This is a genomic window from Nonomuraea sp. NBC_00507, assembly GCF_036013525.1.
GTDB lineage: Bacteria > Actinomycetota > Actinomycetes > Streptosporangiales > Streptosporangiaceae > Nonomuraea.
In genome coordinates this window covers 8,521,649-8,544,245 of sequence record NZ_CP107853.1, presented here as the reverse complement: position 1 = coordinate 8,544,245, position 22,597 = coordinate 8,521,649, and the positions used below count along the sequence as shown (strand labels likewise).

Annotated in this window: 25 protein-coding genes; 18 read left to right on the top strand and 7 right to left on the bottom strand. The window is 68.8% G+C overall.

Annotated elements, in window-relative coordinates; translation table 11 throughout:
- Window positions 1-11: 11 nt before the first annotated feature.
- Genes OHA25_RS41190 through OHA25_RS41180 form a run of 3 tightly spaced genes read right to left on the bottom strand, consistent with a single transcriptional unit; the run spans window position 12 to window position 2,502 of the window.
- The gene (locus tag OHA25_RS41190) at window positions 12-410 is read right to left on the bottom strand and encodes a hypothetical protein (RefSeq protein ID WP_327582325.1); all 399 of its coding nucleotides are present in this window, start codon (window positions 408-410) and stop codon (window positions 12-14) included.
- 45 nt (window positions 411-455) lie between these two features.
- Window positions 456-1,019, bottom strand: a complete 564-nt coding sequence (locus OHA25_RS41185; RefSeq protein ID WP_327582324.1) for a TetR/AcrR family transcriptional regulator — start codon at window positions 1,017-1,019, stop codon at window positions 456-458.
- Window positions 1,020-1,035: 16 nt separating this feature from the next.
- Window positions 1,036-2,502: a hypothetical protein gene (locus OHA25_RS41180; protein ID WP_327582323.1), complete on the bottom strand. Its 1,467-nt coding sequence runs from the start codon at window positions 2,500-2,502 to the stop codon at window positions 1,036-1,038.
- Between the two features lie 376 nt (window positions 2,503-2,878).
- Here OHA25_RS41180 and OHA25_RS41175 point away from each other — a divergent pair, with 376 nt between their 5' ends.
- On the top strand, window positions 2,879-3,550 hold the full coding sequence (locus tag OHA25_RS41175) for a response regulator transcription factor (protein ID WP_327582322.1): 672 nt from the start codon (window positions 2,879-2,881) through the stop codon (window positions 3,548-3,550).
- A gap of 2 nt (window positions 3,551-3,552) precedes the next feature.
- Complete coding sequence (locus OHA25_RS41170; RefSeq protein ID WP_327582321.1) at window positions 3,553-4,935, top strand: sensor histidine kinase; 1,383 nt, start codon at window positions 3,553-3,555, stop codon at window positions 4,933-4,935.
- On the opposite strand, the gene OHA25_RS41165 is transcribed toward OHA25_RS41170, so the two are convergent.
- A complete protein-coding gene (locus OHA25_RS41165; protein WP_327582320.1) occupies window positions 4,926-5,090 on the bottom strand; it encodes a hypothetical protein in 165 nt (54 codons plus the stop codon). The genes OHA25_RS41170 and OHA25_RS41165 overlap by 10 nt on opposite strands.
- Window positions 5,091-5,272: 182 nt before the next feature.
- On the opposite strand from OHA25_RS41165, the gene OHA25_RS41160 reads away from it, so the two are divergent.
- The 16 genes from OHA25_RS41160 (at window position 5,273) to OHA25_RS41085 (ending at window position 19,434) form a co-directional block, all read left to right on the top strand.
- Entirely contained in the window at window positions 5,273-6,157 is an 885-nt protein-coding gene (locus OHA25_RS41160; RefSeq protein ID WP_327582319.1) for a formyltransferase family protein, read from the top strand.
- An 18-nt stretch (window positions 6,158-6,175) separates the two neighbouring features.
- Window positions 6,176-6,352 carry a hypothetical protein gene (locus OHA25_RS41155; protein WP_327582318.1) on the top strand — a complete coding sequence of 59 codons (177 nt, stop codon included), beginning with the start codon at window positions 6,176-6,178 and terminating at the stop codon, window positions 6,350-6,352.
- Complete coding sequence (locus tag OHA25_RS41150) at window positions 6,349-8,565, top strand: MMPL family transporter (RefSeq protein WP_327582317.1); 2,217 nt, start codon at window positions 6,349-6,351, stop codon at window positions 8,563-8,565. Before OHA25_RS41155 ends, OHA25_RS41150 begins: the two co-directional genes overlap by 4 nt.
- 157 nt (window positions 8,566-8,722) lie before the next feature.
- Complete coding sequence (locus OHA25_RS41145; RefSeq protein WP_327582316.1) at window positions 8,723-9,853, top strand: acyl-CoA dehydrogenase family protein; 1,131 nt, start codon at window positions 8,723-8,725, stop codon at window positions 9,851-9,853.
- Window positions 9,854-9,864: 11 nt separating this feature from the next.
- Complete coding sequence (locus OHA25_RS41140) at window positions 9,865-10,908, top strand: SDR family oxidoreductase (protein ID WP_327582315.1); 1,044 nt, start codon at window positions 9,865-9,867, stop codon at window positions 10,906-10,908.
- Complete coding sequence (locus OHA25_RS41135; protein WP_327582314.1) at window positions 10,905-12,146, top strand: aspartate aminotransferase family protein; 1,242 nt, start codon at window positions 10,905-10,907, stop codon at window positions 12,144-12,146. Before OHA25_RS41140 ends, OHA25_RS41135 begins: the two co-directional genes overlap by 4 nt.
- Window positions 12,146-12,610: a type II toxin-antitoxin system RatA family toxin gene (locus OHA25_RS41130; RefSeq protein ID WP_327582313.1), complete on the top strand. Its 465-nt coding sequence runs from the start codon at window positions 12,146-12,148 to the stop codon at window positions 12,608-12,610. Before OHA25_RS41135 ends, OHA25_RS41130 begins: the two co-directional genes overlap by 1 nt.
- Window position 12,611: 1 nt before the next feature.
- Window positions 12,612-13,115, top strand: coding sequence for a flavin reductase family protein (locus tag OHA25_RS41125; protein WP_327582312.1), 504 nt, complete (start codon window positions 12,612-12,614; stop codon window positions 13,113-13,115).
- Between the two features lie 14 nt (window positions 13,116-13,129).
- The gene (locus OHA25_RS41120) at window positions 13,130-14,371 is read left to right on the top strand and encodes a wax ester/triacylglycerol synthase domain-containing protein (protein WP_327582311.1); all 1,242 of its coding nucleotides are present in this window, start codon (window positions 13,130-13,132) and stop codon (window positions 14,369-14,371) included.
- Window positions 14,372-14,377: 6 nt separating this feature from the next.
- Entirely contained in the window at window positions 14,378-15,235 is an 858-nt protein-coding gene (locus OHA25_RS41115) for an esterase/lipase family protein (RefSeq protein ID WP_327582310.1), read from the top strand.
- 260 nt (window positions 15,236-15,495) lie between these two features.
- Window positions 15,496-15,756, top strand: coding sequence for a hypothetical protein (locus OHA25_RS41110; protein WP_327582309.1), 261 nt, complete (start codon window positions 15,496-15,498; stop codon window positions 15,754-15,756).
- Window positions 15,757-15,829: 73 nt separating this feature from the next.
- Entirely contained in the window at window positions 15,830-16,168 is a 339-nt protein-coding gene (locus OHA25_RS41105) for a BlaI/MecI/CopY family transcriptional regulator (RefSeq protein WP_327582308.1), read from the top strand.
- Window positions 16,169-16,237: 69 nt separating this feature from the next.
- Window positions 16,238-16,546 (top strand): acyltransferase family protein, encoded by a 309-nt coding sequence (locus OHA25_RS41100; RefSeq protein WP_327582307.1) that lies wholly within the window; start codon window positions 16,238-16,240, stop codon window positions 16,544-16,546.
- A gap of 93 nt (window positions 16,547-16,639) precedes the next feature.
- A complete protein-coding gene (locus tag OHA25_RS41095; RefSeq protein ID WP_327582306.1) occupies window positions 16,640-17,410 on the top strand; it encodes a hypothetical protein in 771 nt (256 codons plus the stop codon).
- A 214-nt stretch (window positions 17,411-17,624) separates the two neighbouring features.
- A complete protein-coding gene (locus tag OHA25_RS41090) occupies window positions 17,625-18,653 on the top strand; it encodes a hypothetical protein (protein ID WP_327582305.1) in 1,029 nt (342 codons plus the stop codon).
- Between the two features lie 70 nt (window positions 18,654-18,723).
- Window positions 18,724-19,434, top strand: coding sequence for a MerR family transcriptional regulator (locus tag OHA25_RS41085; protein ID WP_327582304.1), 711 nt, complete (start codon window positions 18,724-18,726; stop codon window positions 19,432-19,434).
- 106 nt (window positions 19,435-19,540) lie between these two features.
- On the opposite strand, the gene OHA25_RS41080 is transcribed toward OHA25_RS41085, so the two are convergent.
- From OHA25_RS41080 to OHA25_RS41070, 3 genes are all read right to left on the bottom strand, one after another.
- On the bottom strand, window positions 19,541-20,710 hold the full coding sequence (locus tag OHA25_RS41080; RefSeq protein ID WP_327582303.1) for a DegT/DnrJ/EryC1/StrS family aminotransferase: 1,170 nt from the start codon (window positions 20,708-20,710) through the stop codon (window positions 19,541-19,543).
- Between the two features lie 3 nt (window positions 20,711-20,713).
- Window positions 20,714-21,823 carry a GNAT family N-acetyltransferase gene (locus tag OHA25_RS41075; RefSeq protein WP_327582302.1) on the bottom strand — a complete coding sequence of 370 codons (1,110 nt, stop codon included), beginning with the start codon at window positions 21,821-21,823 and terminating at the stop codon, window positions 20,714-20,716.
- A 339-nt stretch (window positions 21,824-22,162) separates the two neighbouring features.
- The gene (locus OHA25_RS41070; RefSeq protein WP_327582301.1) at window positions 22,163-22,429 is read right to left on the bottom strand and encodes a hypothetical protein; all 267 of its coding nucleotides are present in this window, start codon (window positions 22,427-22,429) and stop codon (window positions 22,163-22,165) included.
- Window positions 22,430-22,597 lie beyond the last annotated feature (168 nt).

Here is a 22,597-nt window from a genome sequence, read left to right as displayed (position 1 = left end):
GATCGAAACGCCTACGTCCGCAGCACGACCGTGCGCGTCAGGATGAGCGACAGAGGAGGGGGGCCTCGGAACGGCCGTGGTACGCGCCGTCCGGGATGTGATCGCAGCCAGGCACCGGCCAGACTTGCGCTGCGCAGGCCCAGCGGTGCCAGGGCGAGGAGAGCGGCCAGGATCGCCAGGCAGACGGACGCTGCGTCGGATGCCCCGCTCGGCGCATCGTCGGATCCGGAGTCCGGCACGGGAGAGTGCGCGCCCTCCGCGTGGATCATGCCGGTGACCGACGGCTGAGGCGTGTCGTGGCCGTCGAGGTGGCCGAGCGTGTGCATCGCTGCCACGCCCAGCATGAGGAGGACGAGAAGCAGCAGACGCGGCAGCATGCCCGCCGACCGTCCCACCTCCGTTGATCTCATGGCCAGAGCATATGGGATGACTCCTATGGTCGGTCGTAGAAACGCTTAGGGCAGCAGGCCGTTCATGACCAGGTCGATGACGGCGTCCCTGGCGCGCTCTGGCGGCCACTCGTGGCTGGCGCGTAGGTGTACGTAGCCCCAGCCGGCGGTGTTGAACAGCACCGTGGCGGTGACGGTTGGAGGAACTTCGCGGAGCGAGCCGTCGAGCACGCCGTCGCGGAGCAACCGCTCGAAGGGAGCCGCAAAGATGTCGACCGTGAGGGCCTCGGGGCCGGGCTGGTGGAACATCTCGCCGTGCGCCATGTACATGCCGGCCAGCAACTCCAGGTGGCCGTCGGCGGTCTGGAACATCGCCTCCAGCATCGCCCTGAGCCGCTCGGCGGCACTTCCCGGGCCGGTGAGCGCGGGCCACAGAGCGGTGCGGAACTCGTCGGCGGCGCGGGCGGCGAGTGCGGCGACCAGCGCCTCCCGGCTGACACCGCGGCGGTGCAAGGTCGCGCGAGAGATGCCGGCCTCGTCGGCCACCCTTTCGAGCGTGGCCTGGGGCAGGCCCCACTTGGCCACGGCAGCGGCGGTGGCGTCGACGAGGGCGGGTTCGATCGCGGTCACGGACGACACACTAGCGCTACATTGACGTCGCAATCCTGGTCTCCGGTTGCTGGGACCGCCGCGTTTGGTGGACGGCGAGGCCGAGCACGGCCAGGCCGAGGCCATAGAGTACGACGCCCGCGGCGATCTCCGCGACGGGCAGAGCGGCTCCCTCGTCCCGGCCCGCCGGGAGGTAGAGATCGCGCCGCTCGCTGATCCGTTGCGCGGTGCTCGCATCCAGTGCCAACCACGTCTCGACCGGGCCGCGGGCATGGGCCGCCTCGAAGTAGACGAACCACAGACTGGTCGGCGGAACCTGGACGGTTCCCGTGACCTGCCGGCCCTCCACGCTCAGGGTTCCGCTGATCACTTCGCCTGCTCGGCGCGCCAGAACCCGGCAGGGATCGGAGGTCGAGCACGCGACCGGCAGTTCAGCGGCCAGGGTAAGGGTGCCGTTCCCGTCAGAGGCCCCTGCCAGAAGGACCTGCGCGACGGGCTCGCCCTGACCGGGGTCGTGCGCCAGGGCCGGGTCCGGGCTCGACATCGGCAGGGCGGCGATTCCGCCCGCGAAGAGCAGCGCGGCGATCGGACGCAACCGGAAGTCCGCGAGCAGGGCCGCGACAAAGACTGCGATCACCGGGATCGCCGTAGGCAACACGCTCATGACCGGAACCCCCGCCGTGCCGATCGTCCCGGAGACCAAGGTCGTGGCCGATACTCCTGCCGCGCCCGCGGCGTAGGCGGTGACCGGCCGCCGCCACGGCAGGTCCGCCAGCGCGAGACCGACGATGGCGAGCGGGAGATCGGGGGCGGTGCGGCCGAGCGCCGTCAGCACCACGGCCACGATCAGGCGTGCCAGCACATAGATGCCGACCACCCGGGTGACGGCGAAGCGGCCGGGAAGGAGCCGGCGGAGCATACCTAGCGCGAACAATGCGCTGACCAGCAACACGGGCAGGTAGAGCGTCTCGCTGAACTGCGGGACATCGGTCTCGAACTCCAGCACGGCGATCAGGGTGCTGCCGAGCAGCAGCCCTCCGGCTGCGGAGAGCAGCCACGACGGCGTGCCGGGACTGGCTCCGGCCAGCACGCCCACGATCAGTGCCACGGTCCCGAAGACCGCGAGCATGTGCGGCGGGCTCCACAGCACGGCGTCGCGGCCGAACGCCTCGTGCCAGAAGGCGTCCGCCACACCCGAGCCCAGCGTCACCAGACCGCCGGCCGCGGCGGTGAGCAGCGCCGGATGCCGCAACATGGCCAGCAGCGAACGTGACCGCCACACCACCAGCGAGCCCCACGCGGCCACCGCCAGCCCGGCCACCGCGACCGACCCGTACAGCGCCAGATGCGGAGGGATGAGGGCGTCGTCCCGCCCGATGTCCGTGTGCCAGGCGTCGTCCCAGTACGTCGCAAACAGTGATCCCAACCCGGCCGCCACGATCAGGCCGACCGACCAGAGAGCAAGCGGGATGCGACGTTGATGTCCCCCATATGCGACTCTCATATCGCAATACTGCGACTTACGCGCCCAGACGTCAATCCGTGGGCGTCGTCCAGTGAAGGGTTCGTTGTCCTTCGGATGACGTACGGCTGTCGCCACTCTGGCTCAGTGCTGCTATCTCCGCTTCTAGCGTGGGCCCACGGAGAAAACCCGAAGGGCGGGAGAAGACATGCGTCTGCGTCAGATCCAGCGCACCAAACCGAAGCGCACGGACAACCGTGTCGCGCTCGACCTCCGCACGCCGTCCGGCCGCGGACTGCCCTACTAGGACAGGTCGTTACCGATCCATGAACGCTTGGACAATCCCCTTGGCTAAGTCCACGACCCGCTCTACTATTCCCTTTAGTGGATCGTACCTTCCGACGGGGGTGAGTCCGGGGTGCGGATCTTGCTGGTGGAAGACGACGCGCATGTGGCCGAGCCGCTGAAGGCCGGACTGGAGCGGCATGGGCACGATGTGGAGCACGTGACCACGGGCGCGGAGGCATTGCTCGCGGGGAAGGCCGACCTGGTACTGCTGGACCTGGGCCTGCCCGATCTGGACGGCCTGGAGGTGTGCCGCAGGTTACGCGAGTTCTCCGACGTGCCGATCATCGTGCTGACCGCCCGATCAGAAGAGATCGACCGCGTGATCGGGCTGCAGGGCGGCGCCGACGATTACGTGGTCAAACCGTACGGCTTCCGCGAACTGCTGGCCCGGATCGAGGCGGTAACCCGGCGGGCGTCGCGGCAGCGGCGCGATGCCGAGGAGGAACCGCCCGCGGACCGCGGCAAGCTGGTCGTCGACCGTCGCACGCGCAGGGCCTTGCTCGACGGGGTCGCGCTCGAGCTCACTCGCCGGGAGTTCGACCTGCTGGCCTTCCTCGCCGAGGACGGCGGCGCCTTACGCACCCGTGAAGAGATCATGGATCGGGTGTGGGACGAGAACTGGTTCGGCTCCACCCGCACCCTCGACGTCCACGTCGGCTCGCTGCGCGCCAAGCTGGGCGATCCGTCGTGGATAGAGACGGTGCGCGGCGTCGGGTTCCGGCTCGTCGAACCCGGTTCCTGACCATGCGCCGGCGGTTGATGCTGACGTACATGTCGCTGACGGCGCTGCTGTTGCTGGCGCTGGAGATCCCGCTGTTCTTCACGTTCGTGATGAACGACTTCCACCACCTAGCCAACACGCGGTTACGCGAGGCCGCCCGGCTGGCTGGGCAGGCCGTCCCCGCTCTGACGGAGGGGGAGTGGGGACGGTTGGAACGGGAGATGCGCGACTATCGCGCCTCGACAGGTTCGCGGATCGCCGTGGTGAACACGTCCGGCACCGTGGTGTCCGCCGCGGGAGATGTGGCCATCACCGACCCGGATTGGCGGGCGCGGCTGATGCTGGCCCTGGCCGGCGAGCGGGCGGACTTCGTCGACTACCCCTACAACGTCAGCGCGCTCCCGCTGTTCATCGCCGAACCGGTCAGAGCTGAGCAGGGTGTCGTCGGGGCGGTGGTGATGATCTCACCGACCGAGGAGGTGCGGGACTCCGGCACCCGGACATTGCTGGTCCTGGTGGTCGTCCTCGTGCTGGGACTGGCGGCGGCGGCCCTGCTGGCCGCTCCGTTCACACGATGGGTCATGCGGCCGGTGCGGAGCCTGGACGCCGCCGCGGGCGCGATCGCGGCCGGAAACTACGAGGTCCGAGCGCCGGCCGACACGGGTCCGCCGGAGTTGCGGAGTCTGGCACAGGCCTTCAACACCATGGCCGGCCGGCTGGTCGCGCTGTTGCACGCCCATCAGAGCTTCACCGCCGACGCGTCTCACCAGATGCGCAATCCGCTGACCGCGTTGCGCTTGCGGCTGGAGAATCTGGAAGAGGTCGTCGCCCCGGCGACCTCCGAGGAGGTGAGGAAGGCGTCGATCGAGGCCGAGCGCTTCGGCGGCATCCTGGACGCGCTGCTGCGGCTGGCGCAGGCCGAGGGCCGGGAGACACCCTTGGGGCGCGTCGACGTCTCCTCCTTGGCCAAGGACAGGATCGAGGCCTGGCATCCGGCGGCCGACGCCCGGGGTGTGACGCTGGTGTTCGAGGGTGCGCCGGTCGAGGCGTCCTCCTCGGTCGCCGTGCTCGGCCAGGTTCTGGACGTGCTGCTGGACAATGCCGTGGACCACGCGCCGCTGGGGAGCACCGTGCGCGTGCGGACGGCGCAAGAGGGCGACAGCGTCCTGCTGCACGTCGCCGACGAAGGGCCGGGGATGACGGCCGAGGAGAAGACGCGCGCCTGGGATCGGTTCTGGCGCGGCTCGTCCTCGGCGGAACGGGAGGGCTCCGGCCTGGGCTTGGCGATCGTCGCGACGCTGCTGGAGAACATCGGCGGCACGGCGACCTTGGAGGATGCCGTGCCGCACGGATTGGACGTGGTGGTGCGCCTACCGGCCTGGCGGCCGAACGGATCTCATACCTGAACCGGTTCGCGCGTGGGCTCATTCGCCGGGGCCGGTTCGGCCTGACGAGTGGAGTGCCGCCAGGCCGCCAGCGTCCAGGCCACGATGACCATGGCCACCCCGGCCACGATCACGACGGCGTTGATCGCCGCCTGAACGGCATCGGTGTCGATCACGAGAATGCTCCCTTCTTTCGGAGAACGCCTGCACGCCCACGCTAGGAACCGGTGCGACAGCGGCAGCCCAGGCCCGCGACAAGACGTCGGCATCACAAGTCGAACGCCCCGCTTACATGCGCCTGCAGGGTCTCTGACACGGCTCTCCCTAGCGTCGGCACCACAGCTGAGAGAGGAGACCCATGGCTCGCATCGCCCTGTTCACCACCGAGTGCGCACAGCTCGGCGACGCCATCACCGAGATCGTCGAGCGCCATCACGACGAGCTGGCCCTCGTCGTCACCAGCGACGTCCACGCCACCCGCCGGGGTGGCCTGGCCAAGCAGACCTGGACCAACCTGCGCCGTTCGGGGCCGGCCTTCGTGAAGTATCTGACCTACTCGTTCCTGCTGTATCCGCTGATCCTCAGGTTCGTCCCCAACCGGAGCCCCGTCCGGGAGCTGTGCGCCCGTCACGGGATCCGCCACATCCACACCGGCAACGTCAACGCCCCCGAGGTCGTGGCCGCTCTGCGCGAGGCCGACCTCGACTTCATCGTCGTCTACTGGTTCGACCAGATCCTGCGCGAGGGCGTCATCACCGCCCCCAAGCGGGCCGTGATCAACCTCCACGCGGCGTACCTACCGCACTGCCGCGGCCTGTTCCCCACCCTTTACTCCGCGATCGAGCCGGGCACGCCGTTCGGCATCACCGCCCACCTCATCGAGAACCGCGAAATCGACGCGGGCCCCGTCCTCGCCCAGCGCACCACCACGCCGCCGCCCGGTCGCAGCGTTCTCTTCAACGACAGCTGGGTCAACCGTGCCGGCGTCGACCTGTTGGACGAGGTGCTCGGCGACTTCGACCGGCACCTTGCGGAGGCGGTCCACCAGTCCGGCGGCAGCTACTACTCCTACCCCGAGCGCGTGCATCTGGCCGCCGCCCGCGCCCGAGGACTGCGCCTGTCCACCCTGCGCGACCTGGCCACCGTGATCCGCGGAACCAGAAGAGAACGCACTGCTGACACCGCCCTTACACAGTCCTGCGCGTCCGCTGACACCCCTCCCGTCACCATCGGTGGCGACTGAGAAAGGAGGCGATCGGCCATGGTCAAGACGTGGCGCCGCCTGCGCAGGTTGCGGGCACGAACCCCGTCCTGGGTGCAGATCCTTCTGGCCATCGCGCTGCTGGTCGCCGCAGCCCTGCTCGTGTTCGCCATGACCGCCGTGCAGCCCGACCGGTTCGCCGCCGTGGTCGTGCAAGCCCTCAAGGAGTTGCCGTGAAGCTCATCGTTCATCTCGCTGTGGCCCGGCGAGGGCTTGTCCTGGCCTTCGCCGTGCTCGTCACCGCCCTGGCCGCGTTCTGGGGCGCCGGGGTAGAAGAGAATCTGTCCAACGGCGGGTTCCGGGACCCCGCCTCCGAATCCATGCGGGTCGACGCCATACTGGCCCGCGACTTCCGCACCGGGCCGCCCAACCTGGTGCTCATCGTGGCTGGCCGTGCCGGGCAGGCGGTCGACGACCCGGCCCTGGACGATGCCGCCCGCGCCCTGACGGAGCGGGTCCGGGCCTTCCCCGGCGTGGTTTCTGCGGAGTCGTACTGGACGGCAGGGAAGCCGACTCCGCTGCGGGCCGACGACGGCCGCGCCGGTCTGGTGCTGGTACGGCTCGGCGGCGACGAGGACGCCTACCGGGCGACCGCCGAGAAGCTCGCACCCATCATCCAGGATCAGGCGCTCGACATCCGTACGACCGGCATGGCGCAGGTGTCGGTCGAGGTCGAGAAGACCACCGAAGAGGACCTGCTCCGGGCCGAGCTGATCGTCGCCCCGGTCACCCTGGTGCTGCTGGTGCTTATCTTCGGCAGTGCGATCGCCGCGCTGCTGCCGCTGGTCGTCGGGGCGATCTCGGTGGTCTCGACCACGGCCGTGCTGCAGTTGCTCACCGAGCTCACCCCGGTGTCGGTGTTCGCGATGAACGTGACCACCGCCCTGGGGCTCGGCCTGGCGATCGACTACAGCCTGTTCATGGTGGGCCGGTTCCGCGACGAGCTGGAGTCCGGGGCCGGCGTGCGGGACGCGGTGGCCACGACGGTGCGGACGGCGGGCAGGACGGTGGCGTTCTCCGCGGTCACGGTGGCCTTGTCCCTGTCGGCACTGCTGGTGTTCCCGCTGTACTTCTTCCGCTCCATCGCCTACGGCGGCATCGCCGTGGTCCTGCTGGCCGCGCTCACCTCCGTGGTGGTACTCCCCGCGCTGCTCGCCCTCCTGGGGCATCAGGTCAACCGGCTCGACGTGCTCGCACGCGTACGGCGCCGCCGCGCCGGCGGATTCTGGCACAGACTGGCGCTGGCGGTGATGCGCCGGCCGATCCCCGTCGCCACCGCCGTCATCGCGCTGCTAGTGCTGCTCGGCAGCCCCTTCCTGTCGGTTTCGTTCGGCCTGACCGACGACCGGGTGCTGCCGAAGGACTCTCCGGCGCACCAGGCCTCGCAGGTGCTGCGCGATCGGTTCGACACGCGGGAGGCGGCCGCCATCCCCGTGGTGATGCCCGGCTACGCCAACCAGGCCGGGCTGCACGACTACGCGACGAAGCTGTCGGCCATGCCCGGCGTGGCTCGCGTGGACGCGCCGACCGGCTTCTACATGGACGGCCGGCCGGTGGCGCCGCCGGCCGAGACGTCCAAGCGGCTGATCGGCCCCGCGGGAAGCTGGATGTCGGTCGTGCCGGACGCGGAGCCGTACTCCGCCCAGGGGACCGATCTCGTGGAGCGCATCCGCAGCGCGGCGGCCCCGGCGGTGAAGTACGTGGGCGGACAGGCCGCGTTCCTGGTCGACACCAAGAACTCGATCGGCGACCGGCTGCCGATGGCGCTGCTCGTCATCGCCGCCGCCACCTTCGCCCTGCTGTTCCTGTTCACCGGCAGCGTGATCATCCCGATCAAGGCGGTGCTGCTGAACCTGCTCAGCCTCACCGCGACGTTCGGCGCCATGGTGTACGTCTTCCAGGACGGGAACCTGCGCTGGCTGGTCGGCGACTTCACGGTGACCGGAATGATCGACGCGACCATTCCGGTGCTCATGTTCTGCGTCGCCTTCGGCCTTTCCATGGATTATGAGGTGTTCCTACTGTCGCGAATTCGCGAGGAATATCTGCGCACCGGAGACAACGCCCGGGCCGTCGCGATGGGGCTGGAGAAGACCGGCCGCATAGTGAGCGCGGCCGCCATGCTCATCGCCGCCGTGCTCATCGCCTTCGCAACCTCCGGGATAACGCTTCTCAAACTGCTCGGCCTCGGGCTCGCCCTGGCCGTCATCGTCGACGCCACCCTGGTCCGCGGCCTGCTCGTGCCCGCTTTCATGCGACTGGCCGGCCGGGCCAACTGGTGGGCGCCGCCCGGGCTGCGCTGGCTGCACGCCCGTATCGGACTACGAGAGGAGGAACCGGAGGAAGCGCCTCCCCCTGCGAAAGGAAAGGAGCTCGTGAGTATCTCGTGAAGCTCTTGTGTTAATGCAGCGGCCTTCGGCGAAGTTAGCCGGAGGCCGCTCCTTTCATTTTCTTAACACAGTGATGCAGGACGCCTTCCAGATCTCTGGAGGGCATACCAATAGCCTTATTCCAAGAAAGAAGCCCACCGGAAGTCACGGAGCAAGCATGAGGTTCATGGAAAAAGAGCGGGAAACGCTCCAGGAATTCCTGCCCGGCCTCGACGCCGAGCTGACCCGGCACAGCCTCACCGATCTGGAGCGGCCCGGCAACCCGGCCCTCTCCACGTTCAAGGCGGCCCGAGGGCCCGGCCTGCTGGTCCCGGCCCAGTACGGCGGGCTGGGCGCCACACCCTTGCAGGCCATCCGCATCCAGCGGGCCATCGGCAGCCGCTCGCCCTCGCTCGCGGTCGCCTCCACCATGCACCACTTCTCCGTCGCCAGCCTGGTCGAGGCCAGCCTCGGCAGCGACGGCCTGGAGTGGATGCTGCTGGAGGCCATCGCCAAGGACAACCTGCTGCTCGCCTCCGGCTTCGCCGAGGGCCGCACCGGCGCCGCCATCCTGTCGCCGACCCTGCATGCCGTGCGGCGCGGTACCACCCTGGTGGTGTCGGGGTCCAAGAAGCCCTGCACGCTGTCCCACTCGATGGACCTGCTCACCGCCTCCGTCGCGGTCACCGACGAGCACGGGCGCGACCAGCTGGCCGTCGCCCTCATTCCCGCGGGCAGCCCCGGCATCGAGGTCAAGCCGTTCTGGAACAGCTTCGTGCTGGCCGGCGCCGAAAGCGACGAGGTCGTCCTGAAGGATGTCGAGGTCCCGCAGGATCTCGTCGTCATGACCGAGACCACCGAGGACCGGCAACTGGACGAGCTGCAGACCAGCGGATTCCTGTGGTTCGAGCTCCTGGTCACCGCCTCCTACCTCGGGGCCGCGAGCGCGCTGGCCGAGAAGGTGCTGGCCGACGGCAAGGCCGACGCGGTCGAGCGGGCCGCCCTGATCATCGAGGCCGACGCCGCCATGACCACGTTGGAAGGCGTCGCCCACGCGATGGGCGACGGCGAGCGCGGCCAGGACATGTTCGCCAAGGCCCTGGTCGCCCGCTACGCGGTCCAGGACGCCATCGGGCGCATCACGCGCCGCGCGGTGGAGCTGCTCGGCGGCATGTCCTACATCGGCTCCGGCGACGTCGCCTACCTGTCGGCCGCCTCGGCCGCGCTGATGTTCCACCCGCCGTCCCGCACCCGCATGTCCCAGGCGCTGTGCGACTACGTCACCGGCCACCCGCTGCGCGTGGCCTGAGGGGAGAACGCATGTCGATCATCAACTTCACGACCCGCCGTACCGTCCTGCTGACCGGCGCCGGCGGCGTCGTCGGGCAGGCGCTGCTGGAGCAGCTCGGCGACGTCAACGTCATCTGCCTGACCCACAACACGCCGGTGACCGGCCGGAACGTGCTCGGCATCCGCGGCGACCTCACCGCGCCCCGGTTCGGCCTGGACCGTGAGGAGTACGACGACCTGGCGGGCCGGATCGACGCGATCGTGCACTGCGCCGCGGTCACCGGATTCACCGTGGACAAGGGTGCCACCGAGGACCTGAACGTCCGCGGCACCGCCGAGATTCTCGCGCTGGCCGAGCGGGCCGGGGTGCCCCTGCATCACGTCAGCACGGCGTTCGTGGCCCGCAAGGACCTGGCCCGTGACACCGGCAGCACCGCGCGCCCGGAGGTCTACCTCGACAGCAAACGCGCCGCCGAGCATCTGGTGCGCGAGTCCGGCGTGGCCGCGAACATCATCCGGCCCTCGGTGGTCATCGGCGACGCGGTCACCGGCCGGATCGCCCAGTTCCAGGGCCTGCACAGCATCGCCGGCGCGATGCTGAAGAACGCAGTGCCCCTGGTCCCGCTCCAGCAAGAGGCCCGCGTCGACTTCATCCCTCAGGACCTGCTCGCCCGCGCCATCGCCGGGCTGGTACGGGCCGGCACAGTGGGTGGCGACTACTGGATCACCGGGGGCGAGGCGGCTCTCACCGCGGGCCGGATCGTCGAGCTGGCGCTGGAGACCGGCCGGAGTCTGGGCCTGGAGCTGGACATGCCCCGGCTGGTCTCCCAGGACATGGTCGACCGCTTGATCCGGCCGGTCTTCATCGACCCGCTTCCGGACAGGCAGCGGCGGCGCTTCGACGACATGCTCGCCATGACCGCGCTGTTCTGCACGCCCGAACCGTTCATGTGCTGCTGTGATCGGGTGCCGGGTCTCGCCGCGCTGACGCCGGCCGAGCTCGAGGGCGCCTTCGTCACCTCCCTGCGCTACTACGCCGAGGCCAAGGGCCTGGCCCGGAGGGTGGCCGCATGACCACTCAACTGGACCACCCGGCGGCGGCAGTGCTGGATCTCTACCGCCGGCACCTGAGCAAGGGACGGGCCCGACTGGCGGAGATGACCGGTGGCCAGCTGGAGCTGTCCTCGCACGGCGCGCACGTCTTCGGCGCCGAAGGGCGACGCTACCTGGACTGCGGCGGGTACGGCGTGTTCCTGGTCGGGCACACCCACCCCGCCGTGGTCGAGGCCGTCGTCACGCAGGCCCGTACGAATCCCATGTCGACCCGGCTGCTGCTGGAGCCGACCGCGGCCTGGGCTGCCGAGGCTCTGACCGGCATCACCCCGGAAGGGCTGGACCGGGTGCACTTCGTCAACTCCGGCGCCGAGGCCACCGAGGCGGCCATCAAGCTGGCCCGCGCCCACGGCAAGACCCGGCTGATCTCCGCCGCCGGCGGCTACCACGGCAAGACCATGGGCGCCCTGTCGCTGACCGCCAAGGAGCTCTACCAGGCCCCGTTCCGGCCACTGCTGCCGGACGTGACCCACGTGCCGTATGGAAACGCCGCCGCGCTGTCCGAGGCCATCGGCCCCGACGCCTGCGTGGTGGTGGAGCCGGTGCAGGGCGAGGGCGGCGTCATCATCCCGCCGCGCGGCTACCTGACCGACGTCCAGCGGATCTGCCACCAGAACGGTGCGTTCTTCGTCCTCGACGAGATCCAGACCGGGCTGGGCAGGCTCGGACAATGGTGGGGAGCCGACCGCGAAGGCGTCACCCCCGACATCATGCTCGTCGGAAAGGGCCTGTCCGGAGGCGTGGTGCCGGTCGCCGCCATGGTCGCCACCGCCGCCGCCTACGCGCCCTTCAACCGCGACCCGTTCCTGCACACCTCCACCTTCGCCGCCTCGCCCATCGCCATGGCCGCCGCCCGCGCGGCCGTCGAGACCATCGACCGCGAGAACCTGGTCCAGCGTGCCGCCGACCTGGGAGAGCTCCTGTATGGCGAGCTGAGCCGGATCGTCGCCGGCCGATGCCCCGACCTCGTCACCGAGGTACGCGGCGCCGGGCTGCTCATCGGCCTGGAACTGCGCGACGAGCATGTCGCCGGCGCCTTCGTCCTGGAACTCCTCGACCGCGGCGTGCTGGTCAACCACAGCCTCAACGCCCACAAAGTCATCCGCCTCACACCGCCCGCAGTGCTCACCGACACCGACCTCACCTGGCTGCTGACCGCTTTCGACGACGCCGCCACCACTGTGAAAGGACTCTTCTGATGCGACAGGTCACCCTGGAAGCCCTCGTCCCCGCAGCCGACGCCGACGCCGTCTTCGCCACGCTGGCCGCGTTCGAGCGCTACCCCGAGTTCACCGACGCCGTACGCGAGGTGAAGGTTTCCCCCGCCGCCGACGGCGCGCTCGACTCGGACTGGGCGGTCACCTTCCGCAACGGCGTCCTGCGCTGGTCCGAGCGCGACATCGTGAACGCCGTCGACCGCACCATCACCTTCGCCCAGACCGACGGCGATTTCGACCGCTTCGACGGCGCGTGGAAGGTCGAGCAGTCCGGCCCGGACGTCGTGATCGTGTTCGACGCCGCCTTCGACCTGGGCATGCCCAGCCTCGCCCCGATCATTGACCCGATCGCCGAGCGCACGCTGATCGAGAACCTCCAGCACATCCTCACCGGACTTGCCGGCCCGGCCACCACCTTCCTCGTCCCGGCCGGAGTGGGAGGCTGACATGACGGCACTCACCCTCGTCGACGCCGCTCGTCCCGACACCCGCTCCTACCGCGACCTGTTCGGCCGGCTCCCCAAGGGCGTCTGCGTCATCACCACGGCCGGAGATGCCGGGATGGCCGGCATGACCGCCAGCACGGTCTGCTCCGTCTCCCTCGACCCGCTCCTGCTGCTGGTCTGCATCGGCAACGAGTCGGCGACCCTGAGAGCCATCCGCGGCAACGACCACTTCGCGGTCAATCTGCTGCACGCCGGGCAGGCGGAGATCTCTCAGGCGTTCGCCGGCAGGCGCCCCGCGGAGGAGAAGTTCGCCGCGGTGGGCCATGAGCTCGTCGACCGGTCTCCGGTGCTGCGTCAGGCCTTGGGGTGGCTCACCTGCCGGGTGTACGACGCCATCCCGTGCGGCGACCACACCATCGTGATCGGCGAAGTGCTCTCCCTGGGCGAGCGTCAGGGCGAGCCGCTGGTCTGGCATCGCGGCGGCTACCAGCGGCCGGCCGCCTGAGGGAGATGCCCGCGATGACGCGTCTGAGTCCTACGGATCACTCCTTCCTGACCTACCAGGCAGCCCATCCTGGGGTGTCGGTGGAGATCGGGCAGATCCTGCTCTTCGGCGGCCGCCCTCCGAGCGTCGGGGAGTTGCGGGCACACCTGGCCCCCAGGCTCGACCTGCTGCCCGCCCTGCGCCGCACGCCCCCGGCCAGGGTGGCGCTGGTGCGGCGCCCCAGATGGGCGGGCGATCGCCCGATCGACCTGGTACGGCACGTCCGCGAGCGCCGGGTTGAGACGGGTGCTCTGCACGCGGCAGTGGACGAGGTGCTGAACCGGCCCCTGCCCGACGACGCGCCGCTGTGGGAGCTGTGGCTGCTGCACGGCTACGACGATGACGAGTTCGCCGTCTTCTACAAGGCGCATCACCCCCTCCACGACGGCGTATCACTGGTCGACGTGGCCGAGGCCATGTTCGCGCACGATCCCGCCTTTCCCCATGGTTCGGCAGCAGGCCGCCTCCCGCTGCGGCGAGTCCTTCGCGGGCTGGCCTCGCTGACCGCCGGATGCGCCAGGATCGCCTCGTCCACGCCGTTGCATGTCCCCGCCTCGGGCAGGCGACGGCTGGTGTGGTGCTCCGTTCCTATGGCGTGGCTCCAGGACGCACGTCGTGCCGGCGGTTCCACCATCAACGACGTGTACCTGGCGGCGCTGGCGGGAGCCGTGCGCCACTGGAGTCGCGGCGCGATCCGACGGCTGCAGGTGCTGGTGCCGGTCAGCACCCGTACGGTTGCCGAGCGCGGCACGCTCGGCAACCGGCTCGCCGCCCTCCGGGTCCTCCTGCCCTGCGAGGAGATCGAAGCGGCCGAACGGCTCTCCGCTGTCACCCAGGCCACCCGCCGTGCCAAGGAACGCGGCGAAGCCACGGCGGCTGCCTGGCTCACGCAGGCTGGACGCCTGCTGCCCGCAGCGGCCACCCGAGGGCTGGCCGAGCTCAGCCTCCACCCGCGCCTGACCAACCTCATGGCCTCCAACATTCCCGGCCCTCGAGGCCGCCTCACCCTGGCAGGAAGGCCGCTGCAAACGATCATCGGCGTGAACTTCCTCCCGCGCCATCACGGAGCCTCCGTGATGCTCATGAGCCACAGGGACCGCGTCGTCGTGAGCTTCCACGGCGATGCGGCGTTGCCCGGGCTCGACGATCTTCCCCGGCTCTGGCTCGCCTCCCTGCGCGAGCCGGCCGGTCAACTCGTTGACGTCGCAAAGAGGTGATGACCCATGCGTGCACGTGTGCTCAACCGGTGGCGGGCGGTGGAAAAGCTCGTCGACGACTGGATCCCCCGCCCGTCCGTCCGGCGGGACAGGCTGTTCCAAGGGTGGCTGGATCTGTGTGAGGACCCCGACTACCTGGCGCCGCCGTTCGACGGAGGCGGCTTGCCGGTGCTCCTGGTGGGCGGTGTGGCCAGCGTGCCGGTGCTGTTCGAGCCCATGCGCCGGTGGCTGCAGCGCGCCGGCTGCCGACCCGATCTCGCCCCCGTGCGCTACGGCATCGACTGCGGCGAGCGGACGGTGGCGGGCGTCAGTCGTACCCTGCGGCGGATGGCCGACGCGCACGGCCGGCCTGTCGCCATCGTCGCCCACAGCCGGGGCGGGCAGTTCGCCCGGGTCGCGGCGGTCCGTCACCCCGAGCTGGTGGCCGGGATGGTCGCTTTGGGCAGCCCGCTCACCGACATGGTGGCCGCGAACCGTGTCCTGGTCGCCCAGCTGACCCTCCTGGGGCTGGCCGGAACCCTCGGCGTCCCGCGCCTGATGTCGTACGGCTGCCTCGTGGGGGAGTGCTGCCAGGACTTCCGCTCCGACTTGTCGGCCCCGTTTCCCAGCCTGCCGTTCGCCTCCGTCTACACCGAGACCGACCTGGTCGTGCGCTGGCGCAGCTGCCTGGACCCCTACGCCCGGCACGAGAAGGTCGACACCACCCACAGCGGCATGCTCGTCCATCCCGACGTCTTCCGCATCCTCGGCAAGGAACTGCGCGGCATGACACCCACGCGGCCATCGATCATGACACCGGCCGCCATCTCTCAGGTCGTGCCTCTCTTCGCCAGAGGGCGTCAGACGGCCGCAGCGGCAGCCTGAAGGCTGCCTCCACGCCTCTTCCGGCGCGGAGGCGGGCGGGCTCTTCAGGCCCGGCCTGGTCCGTACACCCCGATGATGACCGGCTGATCGGCGTGACTGGGCACGACGGAACGCATGAAGGCGCCTTTCCCAGGGATATCGATGCCTTGGCGTGATCCTCACATGCCGCTGGCCGGTGGCTGTCGCACGCGTTCGTACCGTGATGACAGCGAAGGAAAAGCGGCGATGCCGAGGAGGTGGCACCGATGGTGGCCAAGGCGATGGAACAATCTCGCGACGCGATCAGGGCCGGCGGTGAGGAGCAGCGCCTGCGCCTGGCATTGGCGCTCAGCCGTCATGACTACGACGACCTGCTGCGCGCCTGCCGGGCGGCCGTGGCAGCCGACGCCATCGGCCACCGGGACCCGCTGTTCTGGGTGCGAGACACCCTCGGGGCCCGTGGTCAGCTCCCCATGCCGGGCGTGCCGCCTGAGCAGGTCGCCGCAGCGCCGCACCGTCACCATGGTGAGGAGCAGGTGTGATCTGATTCGGCGAGCGCGCGAATCGGTCGGACCACTTTGTGGGTCTACTATATGTGATAGGAGCTTGGATGGGATGGTCTCGGTGGGGCGGTTTGGTGAGCTGGAAGCGACGATCATCAAACGTCTGTGGGAGTGGGATCGCCCGGCCACTGTCCAGGAGCTCCTCGAGGATCTGCGACACGAGACGCCCACCACTCGAGCCGTCCTTCGGAAGTCTCTCGACACCCTTCACCGCGCAGGGCTGCTGGACCGGGAGCCGGCCGACGGCGCGCACCTGTACTGGCCGGCCATCAGCCAGGCGGAACTAAAGGACCTGCTCATGTCCCACGTGCTGAGTGCGGCACGAAATCGCAGCGGATACGTGTTGACGTGCGTGAAGCGCATCGCACCGATTGGGCCGTCCACGCTTTGAAGAGGTGGCAACGAGTGACAGCCGATCGGGCTTTTTGATAGCTTCTTCTATGAGTGATAGTTGGGGCCTGTGGCGTCGGCCGGCGCAGTCCTTCGTGTGCCATCGCCGCGCGTCGAACAGTTACCAGCTCCATACAGGAAGCGTGAGCCGTACCTCGACAACGTCAAGTTCGTCCTGGCGGCGCTCGTGGTGATCGGCCACGCGCTGCGCCCCACGGTGGACGCCGACTCGGCCAGATCGCTGTACATCTTCATCTATACGTTCCACATGCCGCTGTTCGTCGTGATCAGTGGCTACTTGTCGAGGAACTTTTGGGGGCCGGATCAGAGACCTTGTTCCGCGATGGCGCTTGTGCGGCAGCGCGCCCCACCGGGATAAGGATCTTGGCTTCTGCGGCCTGCGCCCCGTGGCGTCCGGGAGGCGGCGCCGCACCGGCTTGAACCGCGCGTGTGCGCCCTACGTCATATGGGCATGAGGCGCAGGTCGCTGGCATTGATTCTCGCCGTCGTGCTCATGAGCGCGGCGTGTGGCCAGGACGGCAATCCCGCGGCTTCTGGACCGCCTGCCACGGTGGAACCGGACGGCGACCGTCCGGTCGCGGTGTGGCGGTTGGAGGGCGGTTTCCTGCCGCCCGGCCTGCTCGCGATCCGGCCGCCACGGGTGGTCGTCTACGGCGACGGCCGGGCAATCGTCGACGCCGCCCGCACCGTACGGCTTTCCGAGGCCGAGCTGTCCGACCTGGTCAGCGCGCTGGACCGGGATCTGTCCGGCCAGCCTGCGACGGCGACGCCCCGGCCCGGCACCCCGGTGGTCATGGACGCACCCACCACGGTGCTCGGCGTACGCACAGCCGGAGGCAGCTTGCGAGAGGTCAGGATTCCGGCCCTCGACGAATCCGGCGACGGCTATGCGGGACCCCTGCTCAACGCGCGCGCCCGCTTGGACCGTCTCGCGCAGCGCGCCGCCGCCGAAGGACGGGGATACTCGTCCGACCGTGTACGGCTGGTGGCAGAGGAAGCCGAAGCTCGGGACGGCAAGGTCCGTCCCTGGCCGGAAGGCGTGCCAGAGCCGCCGGACGCAGGTTCGCCCGTCCGCACGCGCGACCTCTCCGGGAACGCGGCCCAGTCTGCCATTCAGCTGATCCCCGCCGACTCCGGACAGCGGGGCGGCTGGCCGGTGTTCCGCGCCCCGTCGGGTGCCATGCTCGCCCTCTCCTGGCGCTACTTGCTCCCTGACGAATGATCTCCTACCGCTGATAGTTGAAGTATCAGTACGCATGCCTATTGTTCCAGCTTGACGGCGGTTTGTAAGGAAAGTGTCAACTTCGTTCTTGTTCGCCCAGAGAACGCCTGTTACGTTTCGTTCGCCGCGGCTCTGACGTTGTGTAGGAGAGGGACGGGACTCTCTCCACGGCACGTGCCCCCAACTCACCCCCGCGTGTCGAAGGAGGACCACCTTGCGACGCATCCGAGCGGCGTCCATCATCCTCGCCGCAACCGTCACCGTGCTGGCGCTCGCCGTGCCACAAGCATCGGCGCACCAGTGGGGAAGCTGGCACTGGAACCGCTACGGCGCCACCGTGACCATCCAGATCTACAACACCGCCACCTACCGGACCGAAGCGCAGGCCGCGGTCAATGACTGGAACAACAACACGATCCTGTCGCTGCCCGGCGCCAGTGGCCACACCGACATCAGCCTCTTCGACGGCAACTACGGCAACACCGGCTGGGGCGGCCTGGCCGAGATCATCAACTACTCCGGCAGTCACATCACCCACGGCCATGCTCGGCTGAACTACTACTACAGCTACAGCTCCAGCACGAAACGGGGCATCTTCTGTCAGGAGATCGGCCACCTGTTCGGCCTGGACCACTCCAACGACGGCTGCATGGGCCTCGGCTACTACAACAACGTGGTCACGACCGTCCAGCACAACTGGAACGACATCTACAACATGTACCGGAACTCGCACCACACTGCCGCCGCCACTGAGGCCGACACAGTGGTGACCGGGATCCCCCGATACAGCGCCGTCTGGCACTACCAGCCCAAGTCCGTGGCACAGGCCGTGCGCATGGGCAAGGCGATCGTGCGGGCGACCGTGACCGACGTACGGCAGGCAGACGACCTGGTGGTCTCCGCCCAGGGCGAGCCGGGGGAGGCCGATAAGGTCCCGACCCAGGCGATCACCGTGAGTGTCGACGAAACGATCAAGGGAGCGACTGCGGGCACGTTCACGCTCTTCAGGACCGGCACCGACGCCGCTGGCATCGCCGACGACCCGTCCTATCAGGTCGGCCAGCAGTACGTGCTGATCCTGGACGGCCAGCGTGACGACGGGCGGCAGGTCGTGCTGTCTCCCGAGGGCCGATACCTGATCAACGCGGGCGCCGTCCACACCTTCAGCCAGATCCCCGGCGTGAATCGCATCAACGGAATGAGCTATGACGAGTTCCGTGCTTTGATCGGCCGGCACGCCTAGCGGCAACTCTGATCGGAGGGGCGGGGCCCGGCCTCCTCGCCCCTCCGTCCTCATTGAGGGGATCCTCTCCGTGCGAATAACCGAGCTCAGCGAGCGCAGCGGCCTCTCCATCTCGACGATCAAGTACTACCGGCGCGAGGGGTTGTTGCCGCCGGGCAGGAGCCTCGGCCCCAACCGGGTCCAGTACGACAGGCGCCACCTGTCCAGGCTGCGCCTGATCCGGCAGCTCGTTGAGGTCGGCGGCCTCACCTTGGCTGCGGTGCGTGCGCTGCTGGAGATCCTCGACGACCCGGCCCATACTCCGTTCCAGGTCCTCGCGACCGCGGGCGGTCGGAGAAAGGCTCGCTGCGCCGCTTCTCGCGGAGAGGCCTGGCAGCAGGCAAGGAGTCGCATGGCGCGCATGCTCGCGAGGAGCGGATGGCGCGTCCGGGGCGATGCCGCGGCTCTCGATGAGGCCGCGGACGTGCTCAGCGCTCTCCAAGGATTTGATTACGACATTCCTGCCGATCTGCTGGCAGGCTACGTGCGTCTCGCCAGGGCCACCGTCGCGGAGGAGGTGCGACTCGCCCACGCGATGCCGTTCCAGGTTCACATGACGATCTTCTACAACGAGCTCTTCGCCGTGCTACGCCGCCTGGCCAGGGAAGACTGGGGACTTCGCCAGGGCCTCGGGGCCGCCGCGCCTCTCCGGGGCGACGTCAACGGCTCCGGCCATCCCCTTCCACGCGATGATTCGACCGATCGATGCGGGATCACACCACCGGCCAGGACTCTGCAGTAGTCCGCAACGTGGGTTCCTGTGTTCGGCGCTGCTCACGTCCATGCCCGGCGCAGGGCTCGGTGTCGCCGAGTGCCACCCGCCCGTCTGGAGAGTACGGGTCCCGTGATCAAATCGACGGCGTCCACGTCGGGGTGGTGAGCTTCGTGACGATCGGCAAGGCCCGGTCGACCTGCAAGGGATCGATGGGAAGCGTGTGCTGAGACCACCAGCGGGCCGCCGCGGGAGCTGGGGATGGTTCTACGAGACCCGGTGCGTAGTCGTCGAACGGCGGGTCGTAGACGTATCCCGTGATCACGCCCTCCCGTCGTAGTGCTTCGATCGCCTTGTCCCGGTCCTCGACGAGCAGCGGCACCCGGAACAACGGTTGATCGAGATGTTCGCGTACACCCGGTGCGACCGTCTCCAATTCGGCGAGGCGGCGCACGCCGGCCAGTCTGCGCTCGCGCGTGGCCTCCAATACCCTGAGCCGTCGCAGCGCATGCCGCTCGGTCAGCAGCCCCTGGCGCATCCGGTAGTGGTGATTGTCCGCCCGCACCCAGGGCGCGAGGGCGTCCAGTCCGGGATACAAGGTGCCGGGCTCGGTCAGCCGCCCGGCCAAGGCTACCCGGCGTAACGGGATCCTGTGTCCCTGCCGCGGGTCTTGCATGCCCAGCCACTGCCCCAACTGCCACGCGGGACGGGCCAGAACGGTCGCGACGATCGCGTTCCGTACGGCGGTTTTCAGCAGGATCGCGAGTTCCGTCGCCGGGTATCTCGGAGTGAGCCAGTGCTCGCGTAGCTCCCGCAGCGCCTGACGATCACTTGGCGAGGCCATTGCGACGATCCCGCCGGGGGATGCTCCCGCGGCCTTGGACAGGCTGAAGACGCCCGCGTCGCCGAAGGCGCCCACAGGACGGTCCGCCACCGAGGTCTGGATCGCGTGGGCGGCGTCTTCGATCAGGGGGATGCTGCGCTCGGCGCAGGTTCTGCCGAGGGTGATGACGTCGTCCGGGAGGCCGTACAGGTTGGTGGTCAGGATCCCGTCGAAGCGCAGGTCGTCGATGGCGCGTGCGTCGATGGCACCGGTGCGCGGATCGATCGGCGCGATGACCGGGCGTAACCCAGCCGCCAGCACCAGGAACAGGATCTCGTCGGCCGAGATCGGCGACATGAGCAGGCGCTGGCCCGGCGCCATCCGTTGGCGCAGTGCGATGAAGAGGCCGAACCTGTTCGACGGCACGTACAGACACTCCCGGCCCAGCCGGGAGGCGAACTCCGCTTCCAGCCGTTCGAACATGATTCACCTCGAGGAAGACGCGCGATCGTGCACGGTTGACGACAGCCTGGACCGCAGCCTGCCGTAGGTCTTGAGCATGCGGTCGGCGGGCACCCGCAACGACGGGCTGGCCAGTACGGTTCTCCGGGCGCCCCTTACGGGCGCACGGAGCAGCCAGTGCAGCCCGGCTCCCACCGTCGGACGTGCCAGTCGTCCTTCGGCCACCTGCCACTGGCCGTTCTTGAGCTTTTCCTTGTACTCCTTCTCGCCCCGGCCCATGTCGATGACGCGGATCCCGCGCTCGGCGGCTTCCCTGGCCATGGCGAGATGTTGGATGAGTCCCGGCGAGTAGACCGCGAAGGCGGTGTCGTAGGCGGGGAACCAGCCGGCCAGCACTGTGTCGCTGCGTAGCCCGAAATGCCCAGCTACTGGCCGGTCGTCGACCCACAGCATGTCGAGCACGCCGGCAAAGGTGGGGGTCCTCGTATGGAAGAGGTCTTCCACGAGTTGAACGATCCAGGGGTGTGCGAAGCGGTCGGTGCGTCCCGTTCTGCGGTATTGCTCGCTCTTCCACCCGATGAGCGTGCGCAAGGCGGCCAGGTCTCGGGTGCCGTAGTCGTGGTGCAGCACGCCGTGATCCCGAGCGATCTTGCGGGTCTTGTACTGAGTCGTCCGGTAGGTCTTGCCGGACTCGCGCTTGATGGTGTCGGCGTACGCCTCGTAGCCGTCACGCAGATCCATGATCGGAGAGGGGTGGCGGCTGGCGTGGTGGCCGGGGAACTGATCGGGGAGGAGATGGTCGAACTCCCATACGCTCAGCCCGCACGCTTGGAGCAGTTCGTTAACGTCGAGCTCCAGGTCGCGGGCGAGGATCATGCCCTGCGCGTCCGTGAGTCCGGCGCCGACGGGTTTCCCCACGCCAAATGGGTGCCTTTGGAAAGGGAAGAAGCCGACGATGTCGCCGGCGTCCTCGATGACGGCCACCCGCACGTCGCTCCGCAAGCGACCTACGATGATCGTGAACTCCGGGCAAAGGAACGGGCTGATGAGATCGGTGCTCTCACGCAGCAACCTCCGCCAGGTGTCCAGCTCGGCTGAGCCTAGCTCCTTGGGCTGTACGACCGTGATCTTCATGGGCCCCACAGTGTTCGCTGATTCTTACTATGAATCATAGTGGGAAGTATCGGTTGATCGCGAAGTGATCCAGCCAACCTGCGTTATTGAGGAAGGTGTGATACGACGGCTCATCGTCGTATGCGTGTCGGCCGCAAGAGCTCGTGCCGTCGTCCAGGCCGGCCTTGTGTCAGGTGTGGGACCCGTGCAACCGGTTCTCGCGATCGGCTCGCCGGCCGTCCTCGTCATCGCGCTGCGGTGACGGCCTGCCGCGCTGCGATCGTGTCCGATGCCACGTCCCGGACGCACGACCTCGATGGCACGCCACGTTGACGGCGGACAACGTCTCGCCGCCGCCGGTCACTTGACGGCCAGAGTGGTCTCCATGCCCTGGGCCCGGTGATTGCCCACGGGGCACCACACTTCATAGCTTCCAGGTTGAAGCGTAACCGTGAACCGGGTCTTCTCTCGGCCGTTGATCGTTTCGAAGTGTTGCCCACCGCTGATGCCGGGGCCTCGGATAGCCATGGCGTCCGGCGCGTTCCCCGCATTGTCCAACATGAGCGTGTAGATGCCTGGGGCGAGCTCTCGCTCATGCATGACGAAGGAGAACTCTTGCATCGTCACGTCAACCATGGTGCCCGCCTGGGTGGACGATGACGTGCCCGAGCCGGCGAGGAACGCCCACGATGAAGTAACCCAGCAACGGCAAGCGGTCGAGATGGCGACGGCGGGGGAGCGACTGCCGGTGCGGGGGCTTGCGCGGACCGAGGCTGCCTTGGCCGTCCCCATGAG